This is a genomic window from Natranaerobius thermophilus JW/NM-WN-LF (genome assembly GCF_000020005.1).
Taxonomy (GTDB): Bacteria; Bacillota; Natranaerobiia; order Natranaerobiales; family Natranaerobiaceae; genus Natranaerobius; species Natranaerobius thermophilus.
On sequence record NC_010718.1, the window covers coordinates 1,103,243 to 1,121,405 of the forward strand.

Below are 18,163 nucleotides of genomic sequence, written 5' to 3' on the forward strand. Positions count from 1 at the left end.
TCACGTCTTTTGCAATTAATTGGGTTAGGGTTTAAGTAGCAAAAGTCGCGCCAAACCCCTTGGTATTTGTTTGGGTTTGCTATGGCGGGTCCGGCAACGTCGCAAACAACGGGAACATTATATGCAATGCCGTGATTGAGTTCTTCAATGTGTGGTAAAATATTGGTAGAACAAATTAGAAGGTGCATATTTATTATGGATGATAAAACCTTGAGTTAAAAAAGATATTTCATCAATAGAGTTTGAATTAAACCAGATTGAAAAACACCTAAACTCGTATGAAACTTTAATTAAGAAAGCAAAAAATGGAAAACCGGATTTAATTGAGATGACAGCACTAGCTTCTGTTCTACATTCATTTTATAACGGAATAGAGAATTTGTTTGTAGCTGTTGCAAAAAACATTGATAAATATGTACCCAAAAGTTCCAATTGGCACAAAGAGTTACTTAAACAAATGTTAAAAGAAAATGAAGTTAGAGGACCTTTGATTTCAGAAGACTTGAGAAATAAATTAATTGAATATTTAGCATTTAGACATTTTTATCGCATTCATATTCTTTTTATCTTGATTAGGAAGAATTAGAAAGCTTAGTAGTGTCACTCAATGATACATGGGAACAAGTAAAAAAAGAAATGACGGAATTTATAAGTGAACAAAATACATAATGGCACAGCATATAACACGATTGTTTACGCTGCACTCCCTGCTTTCGTTTGCCCTTTGGGACATGCCCTTCTGTTACGGAGGTTGCAGTTGATGAGTAGAATTAATGGAGGAGCAACCTCCGCACCAGGCCGACTGTGGTTGGCTCGGGCACGTCGCAAACAACGGGAGCGTTATCTGAAATGCTCAGTATGGTTATTTAAGCATATAGGAATGAGCCACGATTGTTGATATAATATGGTCAAAAGATCACCAGGGGAGTGATAAGAATGAAGTGGGATGAAGTAAGAAAGCTTTATCCAGGTCAATTTGTTAAGGTAGAAATTTTAGAGTCTGAAATAAGAGGAAATAAAAAATATGTTACTGATGTGGCTGTTATAAAACCTATTAGTGATAAAAAAGAGGCAACTCAAGAACTTATAAACTCAAAGGGAGACACTGTAGTTTATCATACTGACAATGAAGAAATTGTCTTGGAGATAAAGAATATTAAAGGATATAGAGGTATAGTTCAATGAAGATAGAATATAGAGAAGGTTTATTGTTCACTAGTGTTGATTTAGTTTATCAAGGCAGGAGAAAAAAGATTAATAATATAGTAATAGATACAGGAGCGTCTGAAACTATTATTTCTTCTGATATAGTAGAAGACTTGGATATTTTTGCAGATCCAAATGATAAAATAGTAAGTTATTATGGGGTTGGAGGATCAATACATAATGCTTTTGTTAAAACAATAGATGAAATAAAAATCGGGGAGTCCAAAATCAAGAAAGCTGAACTTGATTTTGGACTTATTGATATAAATGGTGAAATAAATGGGTTACTAGGGCTTGATATTTTGATAGATACAGAAGTTATTATTGATTTAAAAAATATGATACTTAAATTTTAGTAATAAATGTTTAGTCCTTCGTCTAACACGATTGTTTGCGCTGCTCCCTTTTCCCGCCTTCGGAAATTATCTTTTGTCACGACTTTTGCAGTTAGAGGTTAAAGTTAGTAAGTAGCAAAAGTCGCGCCAATCCCCTTGTATCTTGTATGTCGGGCTCGGCAACGTCGCAAACAACGGGAACGTTATCTGAAATGCTAAGTGTGGTTATTTCAGCAATATATGAGTGCCCCCCGATTGTAGATATAATAAGAAAGATCACTAGGAGAGTGATAAGAATGAAGTGGGATGAAGTAAGAAAGCTTTATCCAGGTCTATATGTAAAGTTAGAAATTCTAGAGGAGTGTAATGATGAGAAAAAGAATTACTTCTAAGTTTAAGTTTGTACTACAAAATAAGGTGACTATAATAAAGTTTATTTGATTTTTGATATTAGATATAAGGGGAATATACGACAAAAAATAAGCTTCGTCGTTTATGATTCCGCCTATTGCATCATCTAACACGCTTGTTTACACAGCTCCCTGACGGTCGCGCACTAAGGGACATGCCCTTCTGTCACGGAGGTTGCAGCTAGTGGATAGAATAAATGGAGGGGCAACCTCCGCGCCAGGCCGACTGAGTCGGCCCGGGTATGTTGCAAACAACGGGAACGTTAGGCGACATATAACTCAATAAGGAGGGAGGATAGCTATGGGTAAACAGGAAGAAATCAAATTCTTTAATGATCAAGCAAAAGTGTGGGATAACAAGATTACGCAAGAACATATAAAAGTAGCTAAAGATTTTATTTCAGAATATAATATTGGGGCTAATAATGCGGTTCTTGATGTAGGTGCTGGAACAGGAATAATTTACACTATCATTGATAATAAAAACTTAACCGACTACGTTGGAATTGATATTGCTGAAAATATGGTTAAAGAATTTAGAAAAAAACACCCAGAAGCTGATATTAGGTGTGATGATTTTGAACTGGAATGTCAGTTAGAGAAAGCATTTGATTTTGTTATAATTTTTGATGGTATACCTCACTTCAGAAATTTAAGCAAGTTGTTTGAAAATGCATATAACAACTTGAATAAAAATGGGAAGTTTATAATCGTACATTCCAAAACTAGGAAAGAATTTAAAGCAAATCAAGAGAAAAACGGATATAATTCTGAAAAATCACTTATACCAACTGATGCCGAACTAATCTATCATAGTAAAGAAAAAAGTTTTACAAATATAATTGTCGAAGATGATAGATACTTTAAGTTTGTATGTGAAAAAAACTGAGAGATTTGGCGAAACAAAATACTCTATTGTTGATGTTGTTAAGGTCGTAAGGGAAGAAACTCATAAAAATAACAATAAAGAATAGTTAATGAAGAGGGAGGTAATAAGCTTTACACCTAATATATGGTAAAATAATAGTAATAATAAAAGGTAAATAATAAAAAGGTGAAGAGGGGTCTAAATATGCTAAGAATAATCTAATTCAGTTAAGATGCTTAATTTTAATTACGGAAGCAGGAATGTTTCGTTTGACAAGCATTGCACAATTAATAAGGAATATTTAATTTAAGGTCGAAGAAAAAATCAAAACATATTTAAATGTTGCTTTGGAGGCGGATAATTATGAAACTGACTTTGGAAAAAGTAAGAGTTGATGATTTAGTTTTTGGTGATCACACCATGATTAACGGTACCACTTTAATCGTTAACAAAAACGAAATCATTAAAAAAGTTAAGGAAGATGATCGGATTGCTAAAGTAAACATAGACATTGTGAAGCCAGGTGAATCTGCTCGCTTATTTTCTGTAAGAGATGTAATTGAACCTAGAGTAAAAGTGGACGATACGTGTGAACTGTTTCCTGGTACGATTGGCAGTGTTGACCAGGTGGGAGAAGGGGTTACCAAAGTGTTTAAAGGTGCAACGATAGTAACCACCGGGAAAATTGTTGGAGTTAAGGAAGGTATTATAGACATGTCTGGTCCAGGAGCAGAGTACACACCTTTCTCTCATACGAATAACCTTGTACTAGACTGCGATCCGATTTCTGGCCTGGAAAGTCGCCAGTACGAAGAGGCTTTACGGCTGGCTGGCTTGAAAATCGCCCATTACATTGGTGAAAAATGTCAAGAGGCGACAGCCCAGGAAAAAGTCGCCTATGAAACGCTACCCATAGATCAACAGAAGCAAAAGTACCCTGAGCTACCGAAGGTGGGATACATCTATATGCTTCAAAGCCAGGGACTATTACACGATACTTATTTCTATGGTGTGGACGCTAAAGAGATACTACCTACTTATATTTATCCAACAGAAGTCATGGACGGTGCTATTGTCAACGGAAATAGTATTATAGCTTGCGACAAGAACACCACCTACCATCATTTGAATAATCCTATCATTGAAGATTTATTTGAATATCACGGTAAAGAAATTAATTTCTGCGGGGTCATTATTACAAATGAAAACGTTACTTTAGAGGATAAAGAGCGTTCTTCAAATTACACTGCTAAATTGTCGGAGCAATTTGGGTTTGATGGTGTCATCATTTCAAAAGAAGAGTACGGAAACACAGACACCGATTTGATTATGAATTGCAAGAAGATTGAGGAAAAGGGGATCAAAACGGTACTTGTAACGGACGAGTATGCAGGCCGGGATGGTTCTTCCCAATCCCTAGCAGACGCTGACCCGAAAGCAGATGCTGTAGTGACTACTGGAAATGCCAACGAAACGATCATATTACCCCCTATGGACAAAATTATTGGTAAAATCGATTCAGAGGATCTGGATGCTGGTAATTATGAAGGGAACCTCAAGCATGATCAGAGTATCGAAATAGAGATACAAGCTATTATTGGGGCAACCAATGAATTAGGTTTCAACAAGATGGGTGCAACCGAATTCTAAATGATCCATTTAGACTCGGAAAACCTGTCATAAATACTAGTTTACGTTTACCGCCTTCCTTTTTAAGGATGCAGTGTAGTAATTTAGAGATTATAGGGAGGGGAAGCTTTTAAAATAATGTCAGAGGAATTTAAGGGAAATTTTTTTTTGAGTTAAGAAAGATAGCCCTACGGGGACATGCCTTCTGTCACGCCTTTTGCAGTTATGGATAGAGTTTTTAAAGGGCAGAAGTCGCGCCAACCCCTTGGTATTTTGTTTGGGTTTGTTATGCCGGAGCCGGTAACGTCGCATATAACGGGAACGTTATCACCTGAAAAACATTGAGTAAAACAGCAAAACATAGATCTGCCCGCCTTCTACCGCGGTAAAAACTGGATTTCGTAGTAGATATTTTATGTTCCTCTTCAATAGGACATATCATTTTAAAACTTATTAGAGAGAGGTGGTAAAAGTGTCAGGAAGAAAATTAGTTTATTTAGTAATAGTAATAAGCTTAATGGTTTTAACAGTTTTTGTGACAGGCTGTACTCAAGAGAAAAAAGCAGGAGATGAACAGGCTAAACAGGATGAAGATGAACCAAATGAATACAAAGTAGAGGTACAAGCTAATCCTGAAGAAGCTGGTGAGATAACAGGAGAAGGTACTTATGAAGAGGGGGAAAAGGTTGAACTAGAAGCAGTATCAAAAGAAGGTTATGAATTTAAGAAATGGCATTTAGAAGGAGAAGATATTAGTGAGGATAAAAAATATAATTTTACAATGGAAAAAGATAAAAAGTTCCAGGCAGTATTTGAGACAGAATATAATTCGGATAAGTTTGAACAGATAACCACAGAAACAGATGATGGTACTATTAAAGAAACTATCATGGGAGCAAATTTAATAGATGAATTAGACCCTGTAAAATCAAATGCATTAACTGACGAGCCAATTTATATAGGAGAAAATTATATTGCTCAACCTGATGAAGAAAAAGGTGACTTGGTCATTTACCAAAAAGATAATTTAGAACATTTTGATACCGTAGAAGGAATAGTTACAAAAGAAGGGACTAATGAGAAATGTGTAATTATTGAAGATCAGTTGATTTATATACCAAATACCGGTCAAAGAGCGTATTTTTATAGTCTCGAAGAGGAACAAGCTTCAAAAGAAAAAAAATTAAATATACAAGATTTAGAATGGGACATACCAGAGGGTTTAGAGAAGGATGGGAGAGGAAAATTCTTTATAAACATACATAACAATCTACACTTTCAAACTAGTGTTATTGGCAATCACCTATTTCTTTACGCAGATCATTCTTGGGTAGTAAGGCATGAAAAACCACCCAGAGTTGAAAAACCTTTTTTAAAAGTATTCGAGTTATCTGAAGATGGATTTAAACAAAAAGAGATAAATTTTGAAGAGGAGTTTGAAGAGTCCCCGTTAATTACGGATATAGCAATATACGATGATAATAGCGCTATTATAGCTAGTGGTGATAAAGGATTTAGTTTAATAGATTTAAACAATTTCTCTATAGAACATTTGGAGGTAGGCGGTACTAGTCATGAGGGGGAAGTCCCTGGCGAAGGTGATTCAAATTTTGTGTCCCATAAAATTTTAGGAGTCAATGAATATGGCATTTTACTTACTAAAAGTGAAGTGCCAATACATGCCTGTTCTGCTAGAAGTATAGAAATATGGGCTCCGGATAGCAATAATTCCCTCGATTTAACAGCAAGCACTGTACAGCACCTTCCCGGTGGTTTTGAAGAGGAAAAAGATGATGTAATGTTGGTAGGTGCTATCCCAGATGAAAAAGGGATTAAAAACAATTTATGGCCTACTAATATGACTGAATCTGAGCAAATTGAGGAAGGCAAAAGAAAATCTTCATTACAGATATCTGCTTTTGTAAGTTTAGATAATAATAAAGTGATGAAAGATGTTGGTGAAAATAATTCTAAATTGAGTGAGTACCTACACAAAGAATTAGATTTTGCTCAAACATTAGATAATGGAGAGATAGACCAGCTTCCGGTTATTGTAAAAGATACAGATAAAGATCATTTACACCATACATTTGACGATCCGCGTCCTCCTATTGAAGCTCCTGTTTTTGCGTCAACTAATCTAAACGCGAATAGTTTAGATATAGAATTGGTTTATCTTAAAGATAATATTAAGCTTATCCAAATTGATCCTGAAGATCAGGATATTTACTTAAAGAAAGATGATTCAGTTTATCAGATAGAGTATGATTCTTTGTTTAGTCATTAATAAAAAATTTAATTTGAAGATCTTAAAGTGAATGAGGTGATACCTTGTCAGTAAGAAGGTCATTTCAATTATTATTGATCACATGCTTGTCTGTTTCAGTAACTTTTATGACAGGTTGCACACCAGAGTACGAAGTGGAGATACAAGCTGATCCTGAAGAAGCAGGAGAAATTGAAGGTGAAGGCACTTACGAAGAAGGAGAAGAGGTTACAGTTGAAGCTGAACCTAATGAAGGTTATGAATTTAAAAAATGGGAAAAAGAAGGTGAAGAAGTAAGTCAAGATCAAGAATATAAATTTGAAATTGAAGAAAGTATAGAATTAGTTGCTGAATTTGCAGAAACTGTAAACATTCCTGATGAAAACTTAGAAGCAGCTATTAAGGAAGAGTTAGGTGTAGATCAAGTGACAAAAGAAAATATTAAACAGTTAACATCTTTGGAGGCGAGAAGAGAAGGGATTAGCGATCTGATTAACTTGGGAAAGGCAGAAAATCTTAAAAACTTAAACCTTTCGGGCAATAAAATTCAAGATATAACCGCTTTAACTGAACTTACGGGACTAGAGAAGTTAAACTTAAACAATAATGAGATAACAGATATTAAAGCACTACATGAATTGACTAATCTTAAAGAAGTCAACCTTATAGGAAATGAAATCGATGAAATAAACTTTTTAGGAGAATTAAATGATCTCAAAAAACTTTCTGTAAGGGATAATGAGATGAATTTGACATTGGTTGATTTTGACCAATCTCCTGGAGATGACTATATAGCTTATAGGGTAAAAAGCCCATTACCCTTAACTGTCGATGTTCAGGTAGTAAACATAAATGAAGACTTAAGCGTTGAACAGGTATTTGAACCAAATAGTGTTACTGATCGGGGCGAGCTTTATAGTTTTACTGAAGCGTCTTCCTATGAAGACCCATTTGTTCAGCATGTTCCCAAAAAACATCCATTTGACGTTTATAAAGACCATGAATGGAAAAATACACAAGTTTTAAAGGTTGTTGTTCGTGAAGAACATGAAGAGGGTAAGGATGGAGAGCACAAGTTACCTGGAGAGTATAAAATCGATTTTAAAAACAGAGAGATTATTGAAATTAATAATTAATTTATTTATGAGGAAGCTTACAATTCATGTATAGTATGTCTATTATCAAGGGGGTTTTTATTGATTGACAAAAAGAATATCTTTAGTGAACATCATCTGATTTATGTGTACTAGAATTTCTGAAAAGCTGAAGGAATGGGTTAAAATTTTCCCCATTCTTTTTTAAAATCAAAAGGATTATCTAGATCCAAATGGAAATATATGGTATAATTTAAAAAACATTTAGCCTTCGCCGTCCTTGGCTTCGCTTGAAATCCCAATGCATCAGATAACACGCTTGCTTAAACAGCTCCCTGACGGTCGCGTACTAAGGGACATGCCCTTCTGTCACAGAAGTTACAGTTGTTGATCAATCCTTAACTAGGTTGCAAACTGGATTGCATGATAAATTTCAATAAAAGGAGAATTTCATGAACAGCAAGGTAGGTTTAATTTTATCCAACATTTTAACTATAATATTGTTCATATCAATTGCGAGTTTAGGGTTAGGTATAATTGGAGCAATTTCGTCATTTTTTATAGAAGAAGAGATTGCCCCTCTTAATTTTGTTGGGACTCTAATTCGGTCTGTTCTTTGGGTTCTTATTTACCTCATTTTACTTAGAATTTTACAAAATTCAGAAACTAAATTAATTACTAAAGAAAATATACAAAGACTCCAATATATAGGATATCTTTTGATTCTGGTGTTTTTACTTGAAGGTGCATTGACTTACACTCAGGTACTAGAACAAGGAGGGAATCTACGCATTCTTGTAGCAGGTTTATTTTCAATATTTCTTTCAGAATCCCTTGGAAAAGAAGTGACATCTTAATAAAGTCGCGTCTTACTGACTTTTTAGAGGTGTTAAGAGAAAAACTATAAGCAAATATTAAATGTTTTGTTAGATAATCGTTACTATCATTTTATCAAAACCACATTACATGAAGGAAGGAGAATGTTTAGTGGGTATAGAGACAATATTATTTCAACAGAATTTTGGCTATATAACAGCTAATATAATAGCTATTTGTATTACCACAATTTTTATAAGTCTAGTTTTTTCCTTCTTGTGTATTAGTTTTTTCAGAGGTTCCAATATAGGCTTTGATATAATTAATAATAAGAACACCAGAAAAATGTTTCTACTATCGATTACTGTTTTTGGCATTGTATTTATGATAATTAATACCGTCAACTTCTTATCTAGATATCCTTGTTAAATTTATCGGGGAGTGATCTCTATCCAACTCACAAAAATTTTGCCTTATGTTTTATTTTTTGGCATAGGAATTGTAATGCTGAATTTATCTGCGGAATTTTATTTAGAAGGACAAAGGGCTTCAGATCATCTGGATTATTCAGGAGTTATAAGATCACATATATTTAGAGTGATGTGTGGATTTATAATAGGTGCTTCAGTTAATTGGAGAAAAGTAAAAGGTTATTTTGAAGGCAATATAAATTTTGGCATACAACTGCTACCAGGGATATTAATTCTAGGTATAAGTTTATTACCTACTATATGGATTAGTGAAAATTTTGGCGTTCTTCAACCTTTTGGGGATAGATTGATAGACTGGTTGTTTGCACCTTTGCAGTGGGGGGTCGAATCAAATGATTTTGAGTGGGCTTGCCGGGGTACTCGTTACAAAAGGATTATATAGAGAATAAATAAACAGTCGTCTTGCTATCACGGAAGTTGCAATTATTTTTTAAAAATGATATTAATCTAATTTAGAACTTTAGAACTTAGTTCGATAATATAATGGCATTCAAGGGGGTTATTATGATTTGTATAAGGTAGATTTTAAAAAAGATCACCTTATAGGAATAGTCTATGTCATATTATTTATTATATATGCCGGTATACTGAATTACTTTTCATGGGCCGACGGAGTAGTTGAACAACTCAATCCAATTTACGTAATTTCCTGGATCTTGTTATATCTTCCTTTTTTGTATTATTCATTTTTTAGAAAAGAAAAAGACTGGAGTATTAGTGATTTTGGTTTTGTAATAAATTATCAAGTTTTCATAACTGTTGCAGTTTATATGATATTTATTATTTTAAATTTTGAGCTTTTTTCTTTCAAAGACTGGCAATCCTCAGGTATCGAAATCTTTGCGAGAACTGGTGAAGAGGTGTTTTTTCGTGGATACTTATATGTACTACTATTGAGGATTTTTAAATATACTGAGAAACCTTGGGTATGGGCGGTTCTAATATCGAGTTTAGCTTTCGCAGCAGTTCATACACAAACTTTACTCCCAGATTACGGAGCAAACATGTTTGATATTTTTATTTTAGCAATAGTGTTAGCTCTTTTAAGAAAATGGACTGAATCACTTTTGCCGGCTATTTTGATTCATGTTACCTTAAGAACCATATTTGAAGCAGATTTTTTTGTGGTTATTTTAAGTATAACTTGGTATTTTATTTTTGTTTTATTGGCATACTCACGAAAATAATTTTAGGAGAAATTCCAATATATGTTTTAGAAAATTCAAAGGGAGATGAATCCATGAGTAAAGTTCAGATTTTTTTAATACCAACTTGGGAGGGAGGAATGATATTAACCTGGATTAGAGAATTACTGACACTGGTAGGTCATTTAGCCCTTGTTGTAGGCTTTTATAAAAGTTCTAAAGCAGAAATGGCTGAGTAGGTTCTTGCTAATTGCATTTGCAAGTACTAATACGTAGTAGATAGTTTTGCTAAACAGAACGTATATTGAGAGTGGTTGTAAGTCTGGTACAGCCCTATGGACTTCTCTTTGTAAGGAGTGATATGGAATGAAGGACTTTAGCACAATTTGGTATACTTTTATTCTTTTCATACTTGGTGTAGCGTCTTTCTTTACTGGGGAAGTAGTAACTTTTTTTATGCTAGGTTTTATAATATTGATACTGACAAATATCTATAATGCACTTAAAAAAATATTAGAGAAACTTGATAAACTTCATTGAACTGTGGCATTGAAATGTGGCATTGAAATGTGGCAGTTTGGTATCTATAAGTTTAGCTGAAAGTGAGTGAGGTGATATTTTGAAAAAAGAAGACATATATAACTTACCTAAATATTATGATATAGCCTTTTCGTGGGACTTATCAGAGGAAATATATTTTTTACTTGATGTATTTAAGAAAAACGTACCTTTTGAAGTTAATAACGTTTTGGAACCTGCATGTGGAACGGGACGTTACTTAATTGAACTGCCTAAATACAAAAATTTTAGTAAGATAGTAGGCTATGATTTGAACCCAGAGATGGTTGAATACAGTAATGATAAAATAAAAGATAAAAGACTTCAGGAAATTGCCTCTGTAGCTAAAGATGATATGATTACAGCAAAATTTAGTGAGCAATTTGATCTAGCCATCAATATGATAAATAGCATTGGTTACATAACAAAAGATGAAGATATACTCCAACATTTTAGGAACACAGGTGAATGTGTTAAAAAGGATGGTTTGTATATTGTTCAATTAAACTGCGCATATTCCAGTTTTGAAAAGCCAATGTTTGTTGAATGGGAAATGCAAAGCCAAGGAACTAAAGTGAAAATGAAATGGACTATTAATAGCGAAGATAGAAAAAACAAACTAAGTTACCAATCTTCTAAAATGGAAGTTATAGATATAGATAAAGATAAAAAATTCAAAATTGAAGATGAACATGTTATGAGACTTTGGTTATTTGAGGATTTGAAGAATTTATTTCAGAAGTCTGGTTTATTTAAATTAATAAGTATATATGATAAAGAATTTAAAGAAGTAAATATGACTAAAGAAATAAATGGAGAAATGGGTAATCTATATTTTGTTTTGAAAAGAATATAGAAAACCTACACTACAGCCATTATTTGACGGACAGACAAATCATAAGCAACGGTAATATTATAAAAAATGCTAATCTTAAGAATTTTTGGTACAAAAGATCGATGATAAGGAGGTATTTTTGTTGTTAGGTAAAACATTTTGGGGATCATTAACATTAATGTTTACGATTAGTTTTTTATTAATTGCAGTTGGTTGCAACGAAACTGAAGTCACTGAAATTGAAGAAAGTGAATATTTCTTCTATGAAATAGCTGGGGGAGAAAATGACATGTATATATTAGGAACTGTTCATATCGGCCATCCAGATATGTATCCTTTGGATGACAGCATTTACGAAGCTTTTGATGAATCTGATGTTCTAGCTATGGAAATTGATCCTATGAATACGCCCATGGACTCCATACAAGATGAATATGGAACTTACCAGGATGAGACCAAAGTAACAGATGTTATATCAGAAGAACTGTTTTATGAGTCTTTTGAATTAATTAAACAACATAATACTTCAATTTCAGAAGAAGAACTCAAAAATTATAAACCTTGGAGAATCAACTCATTATTGGAAAGAGCAGCAACTCAAGAATCGAAATATTCCTATGATCATGGTGTGGAACCGTATTTTATAGGAAAAGCCTTTGAAGAAGATATGGAACTAGTAGAACTCGAAGACTATGAAGAAGATCTGGTTAAAAATTACGAACTTTTATCTGAAGAATCCCAGGAAAAAATGCTTGAAAATACCCTCGATGGCTTCGAAGATTATGAAGAAGGATCTACTGAGTTGATAACAGACTGGGAAGAAGGAAATGTATCAGCGGAAGCAAAAAAACGAGAAGAACGTATCAATGAAGCGGAAACAGATTCCATGGCTGAATAGTGGGAAGCTCATTTAAGTGGCCGCGATGCCGATATGACTGATGAGTTAGAAAAATTGCTGAATGAATCGGAGGATCAGACGTATTTTATCCTTGTTGGTTATGCTCATTTGGCAGGAGAAGATAGCATATTAGAACGGCTTATGGAAAGAGGTTATGAAGTAATAAGTGTGAATGAGGTGTAGTATATGAGGTTTTACGAGATTTTTGGTGCTGTTTGTGATTACTTGGGGGTATTAGTTAGGTTTATATTTGTGATTATAGCAGTTATTAAAATTTTTGCTATTTGTATTGTATTACCTATTTATTTGTTTTCTACAAATCATCCAGTGGCAATTTTAATGAGCATAGTACTTATCGCGGCGGTCATATTACTTGCAGTTTCAAAATTTACTCATAGAGGTGGAATTTAGAAAGAAAAGGTTAAGCCAAAATCGCTTACAAATTGTAGCATTTAAACAAATTTTTATATTTTGGGTTTATGTCGGGACTGGGGTGGCAATCAAACAACGGAAACGCTAGCTGCTATACTCTTTAGGGGGAATTTTTTGAGATTTTCAGAAAGGTTTAAAATAATTTGGTGGATAGTTTTAATTGTTTTAGCTACTTCATTTCTTTATAGCAGACGTGATTACTTACTAGACGAACAAGTTCATATATTGGAATTTAGTATTTTTATAATCTGGGTAGGATTATTATTAATTCCATTATTTAATGAATTTGAAATGTTTGGATTTAGGTTAAGACAGGAAATAAAAGGCTTAAAAACTGAAGTTAAAGGTCTCCAGAACCTCATACAAAATTTCGTTAATGTTAATAAGCAGATAGGACCTAGTATTTATATGACCCCTCCATCTGACGCTAGTATTCCGGTAATTGAAGAAAGATCAAGAAGTATATTGAATGAAGTACAAAAAAATTTAGATATTAATGAAAATGTAAAATCAAAGAATATCCCCGAAATTTCGGATAATGTTAGTTATCTTTTTGCCGTAAGATATCATATTGAAAGAGAGCTTAGAAGAATCTGGAATCATAGATTTAGTACAGAAGAACATAGGAAAAGAACCATTTCTATACAAAATATACTACAACAGTTAGTAAGTGCGGAGGTAATTGATTTTAGATTTGCTAATGTAATAAGTGAAGTGTATTCAATCTGTTCACCTGCAATTCATGGAGAAGAGGTATCTGAAAGACGAATTAATTTTGTTAGAGATATTGCATCCGATTTGATTAACACTTTAAATGCAATTGAGTAATTGAGTAATAAATATTTTATCGCCAGTACAGGAGGTATTTATTATGTATCCCTTATTTCAAATTTTGCCTTTTGCAATTTTGTTAGCTTTTTGGAGTTACTTTGACATTTCACAAAATTCGTTCAATCGAAGAGTTCAACTATCAACAACGGAGTATAGAAGAGTCAAATTAATAAGTAGAAATTGACTGAGACTACCAAAACAATTAAAAGAAATTTAGATGTATTAAAATCAATAAAAGCAATTGGAAGAACACAAAGGCTAAATTAGATTAGTGATTTAACTTTTTAATAAAGGAAGTCAAACTATGGTCTTTTCGGTTTTGATGTGGGTGGTTATTGGAGCTGATAATTTCACTAAATTTTTTAGGGGGGAGTGTGAGTTAGTTGAAACTTGACCAGTCAAAATATGAAAATGAGGTATTTGATGATCTTGATCTGAGTTGCAGGGAGTTTAAAAATCTCACTTTTACGAATTGTAGTTTTGTTGATACTAACTTGGAAGAATTGAAAACTGATGGATGTATTTTTAATCAGTGTGACTTTACAAACGCCAGGTTCAATGAGTCGAAACATCATGAATCAGCATTTTTGAATTGTGACTTTGGGGGTACTAATTTATTCTGTGTTTCTTTTTCTGATTGCAAAATGGTTGGGACAGATTTTACAGAAAGTAAAACAATAGCCATGTATATATTTGGAGGAGACTGGTCTTATACTAATTTAAGACTCAGCAATTTAAAAGGGTTAGATTTTAGTAGAACCAAACTTTCTCATGCCGATCTGTATGGAGCTAACTTAGAAAATGCAGTTTTTAAAGAAGCAGATTTAACAGGTGTAAATTTAGCAAAAGCCAAGCTTCAGGGCTGTGATCTTAGAGGAGCTAAAATTGAGGATATTGACTTTAGAAACCTGGACTTAAAAAATGTTAGACTAGATTTAACTCAAGCAGCAATAATCGTAGAGTCTTTTGGTGCTAAATTGGAATAAGAAGAAATAGCCAAAATATACAAATTATATAATCAGATTATGCCTTTGATTATTAAACTATGGGAGAATGAAAAAAATTGGGGGATACTTTGTATGACCATTAATATTGAAATTAAAGCAAAATGTTCAAATCCCGAAAAAGTAAGAGAAATTTTAAAAGTTGAAGGTGCGATTTACAAAGGAATTGATCATCAAGTGGACACTTATTTTAATGTAAATAATGGCAGGTTAAAATTAAGAGAAGGAACTATCGAGAATAATCTTATAAGTTATCAGAGAGAAGAAAAAAAAGGTCCTAAAGAATCTGATTACATTTTATATAAAACAGAACCTAATACAACATTGAAGGATGTCCTTATTCGTAGTTTGGGTATTCATATTGTTGTAGACAAGCAAAGAGAAATTTACTTTATTGATAATTTGAAATTTCATATCGATAGTGTGGAAAATCTAGGGAACTTTATTGAAATTGAAGCTATCGATAAAGGTGGTAGTATCGGTAAAGAGAAACTGTTGAAGCAGTGTAAACAGTATATGAATTTGTTTGGAGTTTGTGAAGAAGACTTGTTGTCTAACTCTTATAGTGATTTATTAGAGGAAGTCTCTTATAATAAGGCGAAAAAACAGAATAGATGAAAGATGACCTTATTGACCTTGTAATTTGATGGAGGTGGTACTATTACGTCTCCCAAATACTCATTAACATTTTTAGTGATTTCACTCTTAACTATGGCATTAATTTCTGGCTGTAGTTCATCGGGACATGTTGAAAATGAAAAAATAATTTTCGAAGACAGTGAATTTGAAAAAACAGTAAAGGTGAGTTTAGGATATTTTGAGGATAATGCGGTTTTGCCTAAAGCGGATGATGATAAAGAAATATATCTTTCGGATCTAAAAGATATCGAAAAATTATCAGTCCATCCTAAATATAATGAAATAGAAAACATAGCTGGAATAGAGCATATGGAAAACTTGAAGGTTCTAGAATTAAACAGAACAGAAGTATCAAATATTGATCCTTTGAAAAGCTTAAGGAAACTTGAACAACTTACCTTGAGGGATAATCAGATAGAAGATATAAAAGCAATAGAAAACTTAAATAAATTAAGATTTTTAGATTTAGCTAATAATAGTATAGATAATATTGACCCAGTTAAAAACCTTAATAATTTAGAGGTTTTAAATTTGTCAAATAATGAAATAAATGACATTACTCCGATAAAAGAACTTGAACATTTGGAAAAAGTTTATATGAAGAGTATAGAAGAATTGCAATCTGATCCTAAAAATATGGAAGTGATAGATTCATTGGAAGACAGAGGTGTTGAAGTTATTTGTGACTAAAGTTAGGGGGTAGGTATAAATAATGCTTATATATATTCTATTTATGTTTTTGTTTTTATTTCTACTTTTGATTAGTGCTAAGTTAAATGAAGTAAAAAAGCAAAACGAAAAGGTTATTAAACTATTAGAAGATAAAAGTGTAGAATAAGTTTCGAAATATAGTTGAAAACAGTAAGAGCGAAAATAGAATATCATGCGACAGATGAGAAGTGAGTCTTTTAATTAGATTTTCTGGAGGGAACTTTATGGATCATACAATACGTTGGGCCAAGAAGGAAGACTGTAAAGAGCTTGGGAAAATTCACACAAAATCTTGGCAGATGGCTTATAAAAACATAATTCCCGATGAAATTCTTAAAAGGTTAAATCCAACTAAGCGAGCTGAATATTTCCAAAACTCTTTAGAGCAAGGAACGGAAAAAACAGGTGTAATTAAAGTTGATGATAAAATAATTGGATTTATAACTATAGGTGAATGTAGAGATGACGATTATAAGTCGGAAACAGGTGAGATTTGGGGAATGTACTTACTACCTGATTATTGGAGACAAGGGTACGGAAAAGCATTAATCTCTTGGGGAATTGAAAAGCTGAAGGAAAAAGGATATAGAAAAGCGACTTTGTGGGTTCTTGAAAAAAGTAAAGGACCGAGGAAATTTTATGAACGCATGGGGTTTATAGAAGAAGGAAAAGTGAATCAGATAGAGATAGGAAAGAAATTGAATAAAGTGAGATATATAAAAAAATTGATATGAAACAACGGAAACGTTAGGATCAAAGCTTCTGAATTCCAAGGAGGTTTGTTGGTCATGAATTATCGAAAACATAGAGATTTTGAACTTTCGGAAATAGGTATTGGTACTTATTCATTAAGTGGTGTTTATGGAAATGTAGATATTAATATGTTCAAGGAAATGCTTAAGAGGGCTTATGATTTAGGGATAAATTTTTTTGATACGGCAGAAGCATATGATGAAGCCGAAGAAATTTTAGGAGATGCTGTTAAAGATTTTCGAAAGGATATTTATATTTCAAGTAAGGTGGGGGTCAAAGGGGGGAATAAACCAAACCTCTCTAAAGAGTATATAAAGTCAGCTTGCGAAGAAAGCTTGAGAAAATTACAAACTGATTATATAGATATTTACCATGTACACTTTAATGATCCTTATACTCCTGTTGAAGAAACTATTAGTGCATTAGAACAGTTAGTGAAAGAAGGTAAAATAAGAAAATATGGTCTGGGACATCTAAGTAAAGATGTATTCAAAAAATATTTTAGTGAAGGAAATGTTTTTTCCGTTATTATGGAAATGAATCCACTTTATTATGACAAAGAGGTACTCACACTATGCCGAAAGTATAATGTAGCTATAATCCCTTTTAGCGTAACAGGGAGAGGACTTTTAACAGATGAGTTTTGGAACAAAGATGATTATGAGTTTGAGTCGGGAGATATAAGGAATATAGACCCTCAATTCTTTAAAGATAATTTTGAATTTGCTAAAAAAGTGAGTGGTAAGTTTAAAAAAATTGCAGATAAGTATAATAAAACATTGGTTCAAGTGACAATTTCTTGGATATTAAATCAAAATGGAGTAGTTAGTGCGTTAACAGGACCATCAAAGATTACCCATTTGGAAGAAAATATTGGTGGTAGTGGTTGGCAATTAAAATCAGAAGATTTAGCTGAACTTGATGATTTTCTTAGAGCAGAACAAAAAAATTTAGAGGTTAAACAAAAAGAAACTATAAATAATATACTAGGGAAATCTTTGCCAAAAGATGTTGAACAGTCTTTTGTAGATTTAATATATGTAATTGAAACTTCAATAAAGCTGAAATTAATAACTGAGAAGGACATACTGCCCATTTTTTACGATTTGTTTGCCCTAAAGTCAAACCTTGCCAAAGATGATATTTCAGAGTTGGAACAGATAAAATTTAAATTACAAAATTTAATAGAAACAAAATAAAGAAAAAATAACAGGTATGTAGCAAATAAGTGTTATATGCCAG

At 32.9% G+C, this 18,163-nt stretch carries 21 protein-coding genes and 1 pseudogene; all 22 read left to right on the forward strand.

The window, feature by feature from the left end; genetic code table 11:
• The first annotated feature begins 328 nt into the window (after positions 1 to 328).
• The 22 genes and pseudogenes from NTHER_RS05295 (at position 329) to NTHER_RS05390 (ending at position 18,120) form a co-directional block, all read left to right on the forward strand.
• Entirely contained in the window at positions 329 to 586 is a 258-nt protein-coding gene (locus tag NTHER_RS05295; protein ID WP_012447499.1) for a ribonuclease toxin HepT-like protein, read from the forward strand.
• A 350-nt stretch (positions 587 to 936) separates the two neighbouring features.
• Positions 937 to 1,185: a hypothetical protein gene (locus NTHER_RS05300; protein ID WP_012447501.1), complete on the forward strand. Its 249-nt coding sequence runs from the start codon at positions 937 to 939 to the stop codon at positions 1,183 to 1,185.
• A complete protein-coding gene (locus tag NTHER_RS05305) occupies positions 1,182 to 1,562 on the forward strand; it encodes a retropepsin-like aspartic protease (RefSeq protein WP_012447502.1) in 381 nt (126 codons plus the stop codon). Before NTHER_RS05300 ends, NTHER_RS05305 begins: the two co-directional genes overlap by 4 nt.
• Positions 1,563 to 2,252: 690 nt before the next feature.
• Complete coding sequence (locus tag NTHER_RS05310) at positions 2,253 to 2,840, forward strand: class I SAM-dependent DNA methyltransferase (RefSeq protein ID WP_012447503.1); 588 nt, start codon at positions 2,253 to 2,255, stop codon at positions 2,838 to 2,840.
• 342 nt (positions 2,841 to 3,182) lie between these two features.
• Entirely contained in the window at positions 3,183 to 4,469 is a 1,287-nt protein-coding gene (locus tag NTHER_RS05315) for a glycine/sarcosine/betaine reductase component B subunit (RefSeq protein ID WP_012447504.1), read from the forward strand.
• A gap of 451 nt (positions 4,470 to 4,920) precedes the next feature.
• Positions 4,921 to 6,735 carry an InlB B-repeat-containing protein gene (locus tag NTHER_RS05320; RefSeq protein WP_012447505.1) on the forward strand — a complete coding sequence of 605 codons (1,815 nt, stop codon included), beginning with the start codon at positions 4,921 to 4,923 and terminating at the stop codon, positions 6,733 to 6,735.
• 44 nt (positions 6,736 to 6,779) lie between these two features.
• The gene (locus NTHER_RS15160) at positions 6,780 to 7,850 is read left to right on the forward strand and encodes a leucine-rich repeat domain-containing protein (RefSeq protein WP_012447506.1); all 1,071 of its coding nucleotides are present in this window, start codon (positions 6,780 to 6,782) and stop codon (positions 7,848 to 7,850) included.
• A gap of 410 nt (positions 7,851 to 8,260) precedes the next feature.
• Positions 8,261 to 8,665, forward strand: coding sequence for a hypothetical protein (locus NTHER_RS05330; RefSeq protein ID WP_012447507.1), 405 nt, complete (start codon positions 8,261 to 8,263; stop codon positions 8,663 to 8,665).
• A 427-nt stretch (positions 8,666 to 9,092) separates the two neighbouring features.
• The gene (locus tag NTHER_RS05340; RefSeq protein ID WP_041366928.1) at positions 9,093 to 9,497 is read left to right on the forward strand and encodes a hypothetical protein; all 405 of its coding nucleotides are present in this window, start codon (positions 9,093 to 9,095) and stop codon (positions 9,495 to 9,497) included.
• Between the two features lie 127 nt (positions 9,498 to 9,624).
• Positions 9,625 to 10,302, forward strand: coding sequence for a CPBP family intramembrane glutamic endopeptidase (locus tag NTHER_RS05345; protein WP_012447509.1), 678 nt, complete (start codon positions 9,625 to 9,627; stop codon positions 10,300 to 10,302).
• Between the two features lie 53 nt (positions 10,303 to 10,355).
• Positions 10,356 to 10,499, forward strand: coding sequence for a hypothetical protein (locus NTHER_RS15885; RefSeq protein ID WP_012447510.1), 144 nt, complete (start codon positions 10,356 to 10,358; stop codon positions 10,497 to 10,499).
• 127 nt (positions 10,500 to 10,626) lie between these two features.
• Positions 10,627 to 10,800, forward strand: a complete 174-nt coding sequence (locus NTHER_RS16030; protein ID WP_012447511.1) for a hypothetical protein — start codon at positions 10,627 to 10,629, stop codon at positions 10,798 to 10,800.
• Between the two features lie 79 nt (positions 10,801 to 10,879).
• Positions 10,880 to 11,674 carry a class I SAM-dependent methyltransferase gene (locus NTHER_RS05350; protein ID WP_012447512.1) on the forward strand — a complete coding sequence of 265 codons (795 nt, stop codon included), beginning with the start codon at positions 10,880 to 10,882 and terminating at the stop codon, positions 11,672 to 11,674.
• Between the two features lie 157 nt (positions 11,675 to 11,831).
• A pseudogene (locus NTHER_RS05355) lies at positions 11,832 to 12,734 on the forward strand (TraB/GumN family protein).
• A gap of 3 nt (positions 12,735 to 12,737) precedes the next feature.
• Positions 12,738 to 12,962, forward strand: coding sequence for a hypothetical protein (locus tag NTHER_RS05360; protein WP_012447515.1), 225 nt, complete (start codon positions 12,738 to 12,740; stop codon positions 12,960 to 12,962).
• 135 nt (positions 12,963 to 13,097) lie between these two features.
• Entirely contained in the window at positions 13,098 to 13,811 is a 714-nt protein-coding gene (locus NTHER_RS05365) for a hypothetical protein (protein WP_012447517.1), read from the forward strand.
• 386 nt (positions 13,812 to 14,197) lie between these two features.
• On the forward strand, positions 14,198 to 14,800 hold the full coding sequence (locus NTHER_RS05370; RefSeq protein WP_012447519.1) for a pentapeptide repeat-containing protein: 603 nt from the start codon (positions 14,198 to 14,200) through the stop codon (positions 14,798 to 14,800).
• Positions 14,801 to 14,893: 93 nt separating this feature from the next.
• Positions 14,894 to 15,436, forward strand: coding sequence for a class IV adenylate cyclase (locus tag NTHER_RS05375; RefSeq protein ID WP_012447520.1), 543 nt, complete (start codon positions 14,894 to 14,896; stop codon positions 15,434 to 15,436).
• A 93-nt stretch (positions 15,437 to 15,529) separates the two neighbouring features.
• Positions 15,530 to 16,147, forward strand: coding sequence for a leucine-rich repeat domain-containing protein (locus NTHER_RS05380; protein ID WP_012447521.1), 618 nt, complete (start codon positions 15,530 to 15,532; stop codon positions 16,145 to 16,147).
• A gap of 22 nt (positions 16,148 to 16,169) precedes the next feature.
• Complete coding sequence (locus NTHER_RS16365) at positions 16,170 to 16,295, forward strand: hypothetical protein (protein ID WP_012447522.1); 126 nt, start codon at positions 16,170 to 16,172, stop codon at positions 16,293 to 16,295.
• Positions 16,296 to 16,392: 97 nt separating this feature from the next.
• Positions 16,393 to 16,902: a GNAT family N-acetyltransferase gene (locus NTHER_RS05385; RefSeq protein WP_012447523.1), complete on the forward strand. Its 510-nt coding sequence runs from the start codon at positions 16,393 to 16,395 to the stop codon at positions 16,900 to 16,902.
• A gap of 54 nt (positions 16,903 to 16,956) precedes the next feature.
• The gene (locus NTHER_RS05390) at positions 16,957 to 18,120 is read left to right on the forward strand and encodes an aldo/keto reductase (protein WP_012447524.1); all 1,164 of its coding nucleotides are present in this window, start codon (positions 16,957 to 16,959) and stop codon (positions 18,118 to 18,120) included.
• The last annotated feature ends 43 nt before the right edge of the window (positions 18,121 to 18,163 follow it).

Coding starts and splice junctions, on each gene's coding strand:
- NTHER_RS05385 (WP_012447523.1), top strand. CDS start 16,393: ATGGATCATACAATACGTTGGGCCAAGAAGGAAGACTGTAAAGAGCTT.
- NTHER_RS05305 (WP_012447502.1), top strand. CDS start 1,182: ATGAAGATAGAATATAGAGAAGGTTTATTGTTCACTAGTGTTGATTTA.
- NTHER_RS05310 (WP_012447503.1), top strand. CDS start 2,253: ATGGGTAAACAGGAAGAAATCAAATTCTTTAATGATCAAGCAAAAGTG.
- NTHER_RS05295 (WP_012447499.1), top strand. CDS start 329: ATGACAGCACTAGCTTCTGTTCTACATTCATTTTATAACGGAATAGAG.
- NTHER_RS05330 (WP_012447507.1), top strand. CDS start 8,261: ATGAACAGCAAGGTAGGTTTAATTTTATCCAACATTTTAACTATAATA.
- NTHER_RS16365 (WP_012447522.1), top strand. CDS start 16,170: ATGCTTATATATATTCTATTTATGTTTTTGTTTTTATTTCTACTTTTG.
- NTHER_RS05380 (WP_012447521.1), top strand. CDS start 15,530: ATGGCATTAATTTCTGGCTGTAGTTCATCGGGACATGTTGAAAATGAA.
- NTHER_RS05360 (WP_012447515.1), top strand. CDS start 12,738: ATGAGGTTTTACGAGATTTTTGGTGCTGTTTGTGATTACTTGGGGGTA.
- NTHER_RS15885 (WP_012447510.1), top strand. CDS start 10,356: ATGAGTAAAGTTCAGATTTTTTTAATACCAACTTGGGAGGGAGGAATG.
- NTHER_RS05390 (WP_012447524.1), top strand. CDS start 16,957: ATGAATTATCGAAAACATAGAGATTTTGAACTTTCGGAAATAGGTATT.
- NTHER_RS05315 (WP_012447504.1), top strand. CDS start 3,183: ATGAAACTGACTTTGGAAAAAGTAAGAGTTGATGATTTAGTTTTTGGT.
- NTHER_RS16030 (WP_012447511.1), top strand. CDS start 10,627: ATGAAGGACTTTAGCACAATTTGGTATACTTTTATTCTTTTCATACTT.
- NTHER_RS05375 (WP_012447520.1), top strand. CDS start 14,894: ATGACCATTAATATTGAAATTAAAGCAAAATGTTCAAATCCCGAAAAA.
- NTHER_RS05300 (WP_012447501.1), top strand. CDS start 937: ATGAAGTGGGATGAAGTAAGAAAGCTTTATCCAGGTCAATTTGTTAAG.